10 protein-coding genes are annotated in these 11,750 nt (G+C 65.8%); 2 read left to right on the plus strand and 8 right to left on the minus strand.

Going from position 1 to position 11,750, the window contains the following annotated elements:
• The first annotated feature begins 90 nt into the window (after positions 1-90).
• Together ACVILH_RS18550 and cyoB are read left to right on the plus strand one after the other, a co-directional pair.
• Positions 91-1,860 carry an SDR family oxidoreductase gene (locus ACVILH_RS18550; RefSeq protein ID WP_456714170.1) on the plus strand — a complete coding sequence of 590 codons (1,770 nt, stop codon included), beginning with the start codon at positions 91-93 and terminating at the stop codon, positions 1,858-1,860.
• Between the two features lie 12 nt (positions 1,861-1,872).
• On the plus strand, positions 1,873-3,873 hold the full coding sequence (gene cyoB, locus ACVILH_RS18555; protein WP_456714171.1) for a cytochrome o ubiquinol oxidase subunit I: 2,001 nt from the start codon (positions 1,873-1,875) through the stop codon (positions 3,871-3,873).
• A 53-nt stretch (positions 3,874-3,926) separates the two neighbouring features.
• Here cyoB and ACVILH_RS18560 read toward each other — a convergent pair whose 3' ends face one another.
• The 8 genes from ACVILH_RS18560 to ACVILH_RS18595 all read right to left on the minus strand — a co-directional run bounded on the left by ACVILH_RS18560 (position 3,927) and on the right by ACVILH_RS18595 (position 11,669).
• Positions 3,927-4,469, minus strand: a complete 543-nt coding sequence (locus tag ACVILH_RS18560; RefSeq protein WP_456714172.1) for a hypothetical protein — start codon at positions 4,467-4,469, stop codon at positions 3,927-3,929.
• 118 nt (positions 4,470-4,587) lie between these two features.
• A complete protein-coding gene (locus ACVILH_RS18565) occupies positions 4,588-5,001 on the minus strand; it encodes a BA14K family protein (RefSeq protein WP_456714173.1) in 414 nt (137 codons plus the stop codon).
• A gap of 155 nt (positions 5,002-5,156) precedes the next feature.
• Positions 5,157-5,543: a hypothetical protein gene (locus tag ACVILH_RS18570; RefSeq protein ID WP_456714174.1), complete on the minus strand. Its 387-nt coding sequence runs from the start codon at positions 5,541-5,543 to the stop codon at positions 5,157-5,159.
• 123 nt (positions 5,544-5,666) lie between these two features.
• Positions 5,667-6,449, minus strand: coding sequence for an alpha/beta fold hydrolase (locus tag ACVILH_RS18575; protein WP_456714175.1), 783 nt, complete (start codon positions 6,447-6,449; stop codon positions 5,667-5,669).
• A 3-nt stretch (positions 6,450-6,452) separates the two neighbouring features.
• Positions 6,453-7,748: an O-acetylhomoserine aminocarboxypropyltransferase gene (locus tag ACVILH_RS18580; protein ID WP_456714176.1), complete on the minus strand. Its 1,296-nt coding sequence runs from the start codon at positions 7,746-7,748 to the stop codon at positions 6,453-6,455.
• Positions 7,749-8,101: 353 nt separating this feature from the next.
• Complete coding sequence (locus tag ACVILH_RS18585) at positions 8,102-8,722, minus strand: nitroreductase family protein (RefSeq protein ID WP_456714177.1); 621 nt, start codon at positions 8,720-8,722, stop codon at positions 8,102-8,104.
• Between the two features lie 269 nt (positions 8,723-8,991).
• The gene (locus ACVILH_RS18590; protein ID WP_456717022.1) at positions 8,992-9,924 is read right to left on the minus strand and encodes an aliphatic sulfonate ABC transporter substrate-binding protein; all 933 of its coding nucleotides are present in this window, start codon (positions 9,922-9,924) and stop codon (positions 8,992-8,994) included.
• Between the two features lie 1,079 nt (positions 9,925-11,003).
• Positions 11,004-11,669 (minus strand): TetR family transcriptional regulator, encoded by a 666-nt coding sequence (locus tag ACVILH_RS18595; protein ID WP_456714178.1) that lies wholly within the window; start codon positions 11,667-11,669, stop codon positions 11,004-11,006.
• Between the last annotated feature and the right edge of the window lie 81 nt (positions 11,670-11,750).

The raw sequence follows: 11,750 nt of genomic DNA on the forward strand, positions 1-11,750 counted from the left end.
GACGCTCCGTGCGGGAACTTCCGCAGCTGTGATTGAAACCATGATGCGTCGAGAAGGTTTGTTGACGGGCCAACCGTCGGCGGACCTTTCATGGATCAAGCAACTCAGCCTCGAATCATCGGCCACGGCTTGCGGCCGGTGGCGGACAATGTCTGGATCGTCGATGCCGGCCGGATCAACGCCGCCGGCCTGCCGCTTCCCGTCCGCATGACGGTCATCAGGCTGTCGAGCGGGGATCTGCTGCTGCACTCGCCGACCCGTTTTTCCCATGCCTTGCGCGAGGAGCTGGAACAGCTCGGACCGATCAAATATCTGCTCGCGCCGAACGTCGCGCATTGGATGTTCGTGCCGGATTGGCAGGCCGCGCTCCCCAATGCCCGGGTATACGCCGCGCCCGGCCTGGCCGATCGGCAGCAGGTGCGCCGCAGCGGCCTGCGCATCGATCGCGAGCTGACCGACGTCACACCCGACGAGTGGTCTGAAGACCTCCAACTCGTGCTGGTCACCGCGCCGATGTTCACTGAGGTTGCGGTGTTCCATCGGCCGAGTCGGACCCTTGTCCTGACCGACCTCGTGCAGAACCTTGCGCCCGAAGGCCTCGGCATCCTGTCTCGTGGGGCTGCGCATCTGCTCGGGATCACCGCGCCGGACGGCAAGGCTCCTGCTTATCTCAGGCTGCTGCTTCGCCTGGGTGGTCGCGCCGTGCAACTCGCTGCCGCCCATCTGGTCGCGCTCGCGCCAGAGCGCGTCATCTTCGCCCATGGCCGATGGTTCGAAACGGGCGGCACCCAGCAATTGCGACGTTCGCTCGGGTGGCTGCTGGATGGCTCGCCCGAGGCCCGCCGGCTGATGCGCGATCTCAGGGGGAAACGCGTCGTGATCACGGGCGCCTCCAGCGGCATCGGCCGCGCGACGGCGCTTGCTCTGGCGCGCGAAGGGGCGAGCCTGGTCTTGGCAGCGCGGCGCGAGGACGTGCTGAAGGACGTGGCGGCCGAATGCGAGACGTTCGGTGGACGCGCCGTCGCGGTCGGGACCGACGTGGCAAACGCAGATGCTGTCAAGCAACTGGCGGAGCGGGCGGTGCAGACCTTCGGCGGCATCGACGTCTGGATCAACAATGCCGGCACCGGTGTTTTCGGCGCTTATCAGGACGCCGACATTGCGCTCCACCGCAAGACCATCGAGGTCAATCTGCTGGGCACGATGAACGGCGCTTATGCCGCCCTGCCGGTGTTCCTGCGGCAGCGACGGGGCACGCTGATCAACAACATCTCGCTCGGTGGCTGGGCGCCGACGCCGTTCGCGGCGGCGTATACGGCGAGCAAGTTTGGCCTGCGCGGCTTTTCCGCCAGCCTGCGCCAGGAGCTCGCCGCTCACCGCGATATCCATGTCTGCAGCGTGTTCCCAGCCATGGTGGACACCCCCGGTTTTGTGCACGGCGCCAATGTCTCCGGCCGGAATCTTGATCCCGGGCCGCTGTTGTATCGCCCCGAAGATGTCGCCGAGACGTTCGTTCAATTGATCCGCGCCCCCCGCGATGAAGTGGCCGTCGGCTGGCCGGCGCGGCTCGGCCAGATCTCCTATGCGCTCGCTCGCTGGCCGACCGAACGGCTCATGAGCACGGCGTTCCGCGTCCTGCTGTCGCGCGCCAAGATCGCGCCGCGCAGCTCCGGCGCCGTGCTTGCGCCGATCCCGGCCGGCACAAGCGTGAGCGGCGGCTGGCTCGCACGCAAGAAGCTGCCGCCCGCCGGACAGCTCAGCAAGATCGGCCTCGCCGTCGGACTTGGCGGCGTCGCTCTGCTCTTGGCGACACGAAGCCGTGCTGCGCGCCCGCTGCCGCGCAAGCGTTCGCATCGCTGATCTGGAGGCATCATGCTGGGGAAGCTCACCTGGTCGGCCATTCCGTTCGGCCAGCCGATTCCGCTGATCGCCGCAGGCATCGTTCTCGCCGGCGTCCTCGGCGTGCTCGTCTGGGTCGTCGTCAAGGGCTACGTGCCCTATCTCTGGCGGGAGTGGATCACGAGCGTCGATCACAAGCGGATCGGCGTGATGTATATCCTGCTCGCCTTCGTCATGCTGCTGCGTGGCGGCACCGACGCCATCATGATGCGCACACAGCAGGCCGTGGCGTTTCATTCCAACGGCTATCTGCCGCCGGAGCACTACAACCAGATCTTCTCGGCGCACGGCACGATCATGATCTTCTTCGTGGCGATGCCGTTCGTGATCGGGCTGATGAACCTGATCGTGCCGTTGCAGCTCGGCGTCCGTGACGTTGCATTTCCCACGCTGAACTCGGTTGGATTTTGGCTGACCGCGTCGGGTGCGCTGCTGGTGAATGTCTCGCTGGTGGTCGGCGAGTTCGCCCGCACCGGCTGGCTGCCGTTCCCGCCATTGTCCGAGGTGACCTATTCGCCGGGGGTGGGAGTGGACTACTACATCTGGGCACTGGAAATATCGGGGGTGGGGACGCTGGTCGCCGGCATCAATCTGGTCACGACCGTGCTGAAGCTGCGCACCAGGGGCATGAGCTATCTGCGGATGCCGATGTTCTGCTGGACCACGCTCGCCTCCAATCTCCTCATCGTCGCGGCGTTTCCGATCCTCACGGCCACGCTGACCATGCTGATGCTCGACCGCTATTTCGGCTTCCACTTCTTCACCAATGAAGCTGGCGGCAACATGATGATGTTCATGAACCTGATCTGGGCCTGGGGGCATCCCGAGGTCTACATCCTGGTCCTGCCGGCGTTCGGCATCTATTCGGAGGTCGTCGCGACATTCTCGAGCAAGTCGCTGTTCGGCTACCGCTCGATGGTGCTGGCGACGATGGCGATCTGCGTCATCTCGTTCATGGTCTGGCTGCACCATTTCTTCACGATGGGCGCCGGACCCAACGTGAACGCGATCTTCGGCATTGCCAGCATGGTCATCGCGGTGCCGACCGGCGTGAAGATCTACAATTGGCTGTTCACGATGTATGGCGGGCGGGTGCGCTTCACCACACCGATGCTGTGGTCGGTCGGCTTCATGATCACCTTCATGATCGGCGGGCTGACGGGCGTGCTGGTCGCAGTGCCGCCGGCGGACTTCCTGCTGCACAACAGCCTGTTCCTGGTCGCGCATTTCCACAACGTCATCATCGGCGGGGTGCTGTTCGGTGCGTTCGCGGGGGTCACCTATTGGTTTCCGAAGGCCTTTGGCTTTCGTCTCTATGAGAGCTGGGGCAAGGCGGCGTTCTGGTTCACGCTGATTGGTTTCTACGCCACCTTCATGCCGCTCTATGTCGTCGGTCTGCTCGGCATGACCCGGCGCATGCAGCATTATGACGTCGCCGAATGGCGGCCCTGGCTGGCGGCGGCGACGTTCGGCACGGCGCTGCTGGCGATCGGCGTCATCCTGCAGATCCTCCAGCTCGTCTTCAGCATCCGCGATCGCGCGCTACTGCGCGACACGACCGGTGATCCCTGGGATGGCCGCTCGCTGGAATGGGCCACCTCGTCGCCGCCGCCGGTGTTCAACTTCGCGGTGCTGCCGAATGTGACGGGGCAGGATGCGTATTGGCGGATCAAGGAAAACGCCAAAAGCCAGCAGCTACACACCAGGGACAAGGACTATCAGGATATCGAGCTGCCAAGGAATTCCCCGACCGGTTTCGTCTGCGCGTTCTTCGCCACGCTGATGGGCTTCGCGCTGATCTGGCACATCTGGTGGATGGTCGCGCTCGGCGCAATAGGGGCGTTCGCGACATTCGTGGTGTTCGCCTGGCGCGATCACGATGAGTATGTGATCCCGGCTGCGGAGGTGGCGCGGATCGATCGCGGGATGATCGAGGCGCGGCAGGGACTCTCGTCGGCGGCCGGCGACGCCTGAGAACGCGAATGGCCGGTGCGGGCGGGGTCGCCGCCCGCACCGGCCGTTTCACATCACCAGCGATGATGCGTGCTGATCACGCCATGGCCGTGCCGGTGGCCGAAGTGCCGGCCGCCATACAGGCCATGATGATGATGACCCCAGCCCGGGCCACGGTAATAGCCGTAGCTGTGCCGCCACGGCCGCGGGCCGTAGGAATAGCCGTAGCTGCGATACACCGGACGCGGCGCGTAGGTGTATCCGTAGCCGCCATAATACGGACGGGAGCCGTAATAGCCGCCGTAGCCGTAGGGGGACGAGGCGTAGCGATATCCGCCGTAGTATGGGTAGGGCGCATAGCCGCCGCCATAATAAGACGGCGCGGCGACCGCCGAGCCGATCACGGCGCCGGCCAGGAGACCCGCGCCGATCGCGGCGCCGCCACCCCAGCCGCCATGCCAGCCATCATAGTGGACCTGGACCGCGTTTAAGCTCTCGGTGCCCGTCTTTGCCGCGGCAGAGAGCGACGTCAGCGGTGCGGCGGAGGCGGATTGCAGCGTTGCAAAAGATAATGCGCCGGCGAAGGCGAGTGTCGCGGCGGCTTTCAAGGTGACCATCCTGGGTTCTCCTGTTGATGTCAGGGGCGTTGCTCAAGCCGGATGTGGGGATCTTCGTTGCAGCTGTCGCGGCGGACCGATTGTCGCGCCACATGGGCCTTACGGAACGTCGATGTCGTTATCGACAGGAATGGCGGCGGCCGTCATGGCCGAGATAAGTGCCCGAGCGCGGGTCGTAGGAGCGGTAGCGCTGGGCGCAGGAGATATCGGCGTCGCTCGCCTGGGCGCGGCTGTTGGCAATCGCGCCGCCGATGATCGCACCGGCCGCAAGGCCGCCGAGCACGGCCGCACCGGAGCCATTGTGATGGTGGCGATAGCCGTACTGATAGCCATGGCGGCGGCCGAGACCGGGGTGCCAATCATGTCCGCCGCGCCAATGGCGGTACTGAACCTGCTGAATGCCGGCCGAGTCGTTCACGGCAGATGCCGGCGCCGGATTGTTCGGCATCAGCGGGGCGGCGGCGAGTGGCGTCACCGCGGACAATGTCATGGTGCCGATGGCGGCGACCGTCAAAAGTTTGCGCAGCTGCATCTGCGTGCTCCTTTCTCGTTCTTGAGATATGAGGAGCAACGTTTCGCCACAACTGCCCGTTCCGCGTCATGCTGCCGCCTCAGCGGTGGCACAAGGTCGCAATCGCGCCACAACGTCGCAGCGGCTCACGCAGCCGCTGCGACGTGTTGTGCGCGTCAGCGCGGCGGGATGACGCCGTTCGACGGCGGCGTGGTTGAGTTGCGCATGCCGGGCGGGCTCGATGCGCCCTGGCCACCTCGCTCGACATGGCTCGGTCCGCCGCCACCCGCGCTGCCCGATCCGGTGCCGCCGCTCGATCCTCCGGCAGATCCGCCTGCGCCAGCGCCAGCACCACCGGCTCCGCCCGCTCCGGCGCCACCAGCGCCCGCACCACCAGCACCCGAGCCGCCAGCCCCGGCACCCGCGCCGCCGCCGGCTCCACCACCTGCGCCGCCGCCCGCACCGCCGCCAGAGCCACCGCCGCCGCCTTGCGCGAAGGCTGCACCGACCGAGCCAGCCGCGATCACGGTCGCGGCGAGTAGCGTGAGAATTGTCTTTCGCATTGTTAGCGCTCCTTGAGGTTTCACCAACCACCAATGGAGCCCGTCACAGCGCGTTCCTAATTCTCGTGAGCGCGAACGTCACAGCATAGTTCGATCCCGATCCGGAACCGCGCGCGTCTCGAACTAATCGATCAACGCATCGAGCAGCGCATCCGGACATTCCGCCATCATCGTATGTCCCGCACCGGGCAGCACGATCGTGCGCGCCTGCGCAATCGCCGCGGCGAGCGCCTTGCCGGCCTTCACCGGCGTCATCATGTCCTTCTCGCCGAGGATCATCCGCGTCGGCACCTTGATCCGGGCCGCCGATGCCAGCGCATCCTGATAGGTGTTGCAGGCGGAGAGATCGTTGAACAGCACGCCGGGCGCGCAGCGCTCCAACGTCGCCTGCGCGCCCCCATGCATCCACAGGCCCGGCGCGCGGCTGCCGCCGAGCTCCGCCGCAAAACCGAGGCCCCAGATCGAGACCATGTCGATCGCGGCATGATCATTGGCTTCCGCGGCCTTCAGAAGATCCGGCCCCACGGTCATCGTCGCCGCCGTGCCGATCAGGCTCAGCGCCGAAACGTGATCCGGATGACGCGCCGCGGTGTCGAGCGCGATCAGCGACCCCATCGAATGGCCGATCAGATGGGCAGGCTTGGCGTTCACCGCCTGCAACAGCGCGACGGTCCAGTCGGCCATGTCCGCGATCGTCGGCAGCGCCGGTCCAGCGGAGCGGCCATGACCGGGCAGGTCGGGCGCCAGCACGGCAAAGCCGTGATGCGCGAACCAGCGGCTGTGCAAGGCCCAGACCGAATGATCGAAGCCGGCGCCATGGATGAACACCACAGCGGGCAGGGACGAATCGAAGGCGCGGCCGCCCGTGGCGACGAAGACGTCATGATCTCTGATGGACAGCTGCATGGCTCACACCTTCTGCGAGGCGCGCAGCGCCTGTCCGAGATCGTCGATGATATCAGAGGCAGCCTCGATGCCGACCGACAGCCGGATCAGCTCCTCGCCGATCCCTGCGGCCGCGAGCTGCGCGGCGTCCATCTGCTGATGCGTGGTGGAGGCCGGATGAATCACCAGCGTCTTGGCGTCGCCGACATTGGCGAGATGACTGATCAGCTTGAGGCTCTCGATGAGCTTGCGGCCCGCGGGGCGGCCGCCCTTGATGCCGAACGAGATGATCGAGCCGGCGCCGCGCGGCAACAGCTCCTTTGCCAGTGCGTGGTCCGGATGGTTCTCCAGCGACGGATGCAGCACCCAGTCGACGGCCTTGTTGGTGGTCAGCGCCTCCAGCACCGCGCGCGTGTTCGCGACATGGCGCTCCATGCGCAAAGGCAAGGTCTCGACGCCCTGCAAGAGATGGAAGGCATTGGTCGGCGACAGGCAGGCGCCGAAATCGCGCAGGCCTTCGGTGCGCGCGCGCATGATGAAGGCCGCCGTGCCGAACTGCTCGTCGAAGACGATGCCGTGATAGCCGGCATAGGGCTCGGTGAGCTGCGGGAATTTGCCCGAGCCTCGCCAGTCGAACCGGCCACCGTCCACGAGCGCGCCGCCGATCGCGATGCCATGGCCGCCGAGCCACTTCGTCGCGGAGTGCATCACGATATCAGCGCCTTGCGCGATCGGCTGGCTGAGATAGGGCGTTGCGAACGTGTTGTCGATCAGGAGCGGGATGCCCGCTGCGTGCGCGATGGCTGAGACCTTGGGAATGTCGAGCACTTCGAGGCCGGGATTTCCCAGCGTCTCCCCGATGACGAGGCGTGTGTTGGGCTTGATTGCTGCGCGGAATCCATCCAGGTCACGCGGCTTGACGAAGCTCGTGGTGATGCCGAAGCGCGGTAGCGTGTGCGCGAGCAGGTTGATGGTGCCGCCATAGAGCGAGGAGGAGGCGACGATGTGATCGCCGGCATTGAGGATCGTGGCGATCGCCAGATGCAGGGCGGCCTGGCCGCTCGCGGTGCAGACGGCGCCGACGCCGCCTTCGAGCGCGGCGAGCCGCTCCTCGAGCACTGATGTGGTCGGGTTGGAGATGCGGGTGTAGATGTGGCCGGCGCGTTCGAGATTGAACAGCGCTGCGGCGTGCTCGGTGTCGTCGAACACGTAGGACGTGGTCTGATAGATCGGCACCGCGCGGGCGCCGGTCGCGGGATCCGGATGCTGGCCCGCATGCAGGCTCAGGGTCTCGAAGGCAGGTGGTTTCGGCGGCGGCATGCGGGTCTCTGCTTTCGTCTGACGATGGTCCTGCTTTCTGCCATAGAATTCACCGGGCGTCAGCGACCGGTGGCCTCATGGTTCGAGACGCGCCGCGCGGCGGCGCTCATCATCATGAGGTTCTGGCACCCAACGGGGTCCTGCACACCGACCATGAACACGCCGAGAGGCGTGTTCATGGAGAGGGGTGAGAGTTCGCACGCGGAGCAGGGAGTTCGCGGGCAAGTGCTGTTATCTCTCCAACGTCCCCGTATCGTCCCCTGCTCGGCGGGCGTCTCAAAGGATGGGTGCGAGCACGGATCGCCCGTCCAGTAGGGGCGACATTGTCACGCCGCCCCCCGGGGATCAGAATCTCAGCCGCCGAAGCTCTTCGGAAACAGACCCGCGGCAGCGATCTCGGCGATGGCGAGCCGGGGGCTCGGCTTCTCGCGCTCCTTGAGCATGGCCGGCAGCTTCTCGCCCTCGCCCTTGCGGCCGACCGCGATCGCGATCTCCACGGCGAAATCGTCGGGCACGCCGAGCGCGGTCTGCGCGGCGGCGACGTCGAAGCCGCTCATGCCGTGGGTGGCCCAGCCGGACAGGGCGGCTTGGTTGGCGAAGTTGGCCCAGGCGGCGCCGGCATCAAAGGAATGCGTGCGGGTCGGCGCCGGCTCGGTCTTGCCGGCCGGGATGAAGGTCTTCTTCGACAGCACATAGACGAGGGCTGCCGCATGCTGCGCCCAGCCGCGGTTGAACTCGATCAGCGGCGCCAGGAAGGTGTCGAACGTAGTCTGGCCGCGCAGCGCGTAGAGGAAGCGCCAGGGCTGCGAATTGTAGGAGGAGGGCGCCCAGCGCGCCGCCTCGATGAAGGTGAGCAGCTCGCTCTCGGGCAGCGCCTCATCGGTGAAGCCGCGCGGCGACCAGCGGTCGACGAAGAGGCGGTGCGCGGGGTGCTCGGTGATGCGGTCGGTCGGCGGGGGAAGATGGGCGGTCACGGTGGTCTCCTTACGTGCAGATCGTTTGATCCGCGGGGGTCATAAAGCATCGGCCTTTGTGGCCGAAGGGAAAAGCTTGCCCAAAATTTCACCTCTCCCCAGCGGGGAGAGGTCGGCGCGCCAGCGCCGGGTGAGGGGGCTCTCCAGACGACGGCTCGCACCTCGATCCCTCACCCGGATTGCATCTGCCGATGCAATCCGACCTCTCCCTTCGGGAGAGGTGAAAGCCGCGGCGCTCGCGTGCCACAATCGATGCGTTGCGTCCTTTATCACGGCGCTCGTGGTGTCCAGATCGCCAACGCAGATGTGTCCACCTTGGCCGGCAACACGCGTTCGGCGAGAAAAGCGTCGGCGATCTTCTGCTGCTCGGCGAGGCCGGCCGCGGTCACCGCGCCGACCTGGTAGGAGCGGTGGCTGTTGGCCTCCTCGACGGTGGCGGCATCGATGCCCCAAAGCGTGGCGAGCTGGCTCGCCGCCGCGGCCGGATTGGCCTTCACCCATTTGCCGGTCTCGACCAGCCTGCCATAGATGACGTTGAGCGCGTCGCCATGCTTGGCGGCATAGTCGGCCGAGGCGAGGTAATAGCGCTTGTAGCTGGCGAGCCCGTCGCTGCCGTCGGCGAGCACGCGGGCGCCGGACTGACGGATCGTGCTGGAGAGGAACGGATCCCACGCCACCCAGGCATCGACATTGTTGCTGACGAAAGCGGTGCGGCCGTCGGCCGGCGGCAGATAGGCCGGGGTGATGTCCTTGAAAGAGAGGCCGGCCTTGGCGAGCGCCGACAGCAGCAGATAGTGGCTGCCGGCCCCCTTGGTTACCGCGATCTTCTTGCCCTTGAGCTCGGCCAGCGTCTTCACCGGCGAGGCGGTGGCCACAAGGATCGCCTGTGCGGAGGGCGAGGCGGCTTCCTCCGCGACATAAGCGAGCTTGGCGCCCGCGGCTTGCGCGAACACCGGCACGGTGTCGGCAACGTCAGCGCCAAAATCGATGCTGCCGATGTTGATGGCCTCGAGCAGCGGCAGGCCGCTGGAGAATTCGTGCCAGGACACCTTGATGTCGAGCGGCGCCAGCGCCTTTTCCAGCTCGCCATTGGTCTTGAGCAGCGCGATCAGCGTGGAGGATTTCTGATATCCAATGCGTAGCGTCTCGGCCGCTTCTGCGCGCGGCGTGGCGAGTGTGCCGAGCAGGGCGACGCCCATCATCAGGATGCTGCGGCGGGCGAAGGCCGGGAGCCGCTGTTGGCGCGAGCCGCCGAGGGAACGTGTCATCCGAAAATCTCCTGACGTATGATTGTATGCAGATGTCACCGGATCATTCGCAGGATCAGTTGCCTCATGCAATTTTGCAGATCGGCGCGGGTGGAGACGAAAGTTCTTCATTCGGCCGGCCCGCGAGAAGTTTGTTTTCTTCGCAGGAGAGCAGGGCAGCCGTTCGCGTGCTCGCGACGCGCGCGGCGTCCGAGATGTGTCTGCCGTTCGTCCCTCCCGGGAAGAGAGGGCGCAGGGAAGGCCGGGCGTCGACTGACACCCATGGCCCGCGTGCAAAAAGCAAAGCACGCGGCGGTCACCACAGGATCAGCCGGACATCCGGCCTTCCCTGCGCGATGGGCTTACGGCTTATACGCGCTCTCCCCGGTGCGCCGGGCTTTCTGGCCACCGTCATCCGCGAGATGCGCCAGGCATCTTCGCAGACTTGATACTAGCGTCGGAGTATCAGGACCACGCGACTTCGCCGTCCGGCTCCCCTCGTACGTCGGCGCGCCTGAGGCACGCTGCGACGAGAACCGGCCACCGCATCCCACCCAACGTTTCGTGACGTTCGCGAAAGCGTCCCTCGATCAGGCGGGATGAGGAGATAAGATCATGATTTCTGGAAAAAAGAAAGAAGAATATTTTTGGATGGAGGACTGGACAGGGCAAATCAGCTTGGGATTCTTGGTGGAAATCGAATTTCGGCGCGGGTGTCGCGGGTTCGAACCTCTCCCCGCTCTTTGCAGGGACGCGACGAGCTTCGCTCGCGCTGAGAGGTCGGATTGCGCAGCAATCCGGGTGAGGGGCATGCACATGCGCAAGCCCGGATCGCCGTCTATCGGACGGGCACGTCGATGCGAGTCGTGCTGCACATGATCACTGTCCATTAGGTCTGAGTGCGAAAGCTTGCTGCCAAGAAGTCGTACCACCCGTTTGGTTGCCCCTCCCCGACCCTCTCCCCGTGAAGAACGGGGAGAGGGAGTGCACCGTCGGTGCGGGAAGAACGGGGAGAGGGAGGGCACCGATCGCGGTTAGCCCCGGGACAACATGTTGGCGCGGAGGTGGCGCGGACTCTTTGCCTTCTCCAAGTACGCACAGAACATGTCCGCCATCGCGTCGGCATAGGCCGTGATCTCGGCGCGGCTGCGTGGGGTGTCGGAGAAGTGCTTGCCGACCTGGCTCAGTGTCGTCTTGATTAAATCGGTCGCCCGCGCGCGTTCGGCCGGGGTGACGCCGGGCAGCGCCTCGCGCATGAAGGCCTGCATGGTGCGTCGGCTGCGCGCCTGGGCCTCTTTCGACTCCGGCGCGTCGCGGTAGAGCGGGGCGGCGTCGTCGAGGGCGCGGCGGATGGCGGCCTCGTCGCATTCCGATTGCAGGAAGGCGTGGACCAGCGCGCGCAGCCGCGCCAGCGGCGGGCGGCTTTGATCATTCAGGATGCCGGTGAGCAGCGCCGTCGTCTGCTGCCACTCGTCGCTCTGCAGCCGGAACAGGATCGCCGCCTTGTTGGGGAAATACTGATACAGCGAGCCGACGCTGACGCCGGCCCTCTCGGCGACGCGCGCGGTGGTGAAACGCTGTGCGCCCTCGGTCGTCAAAACCTGAATAGCGGCCTGCAGAATGGCCGCAACGAGGTCGGTCGAGCGCGCCTGTTGCGGCTGTTTTCTCGCGGAAATCGGGGCTTTTCGAGCGGAGGCCATGGCGCGGTCCGGAATGCGATTAGCGAATGCGAATGATTAGTCGTATTTTGATCGGGACGCAAACAAGACCCCGAAGTTGGA

The sequence above is a fragment of the Bradyrhizobium sp. USDA 4353 genome (assembly GCF_054063215.1).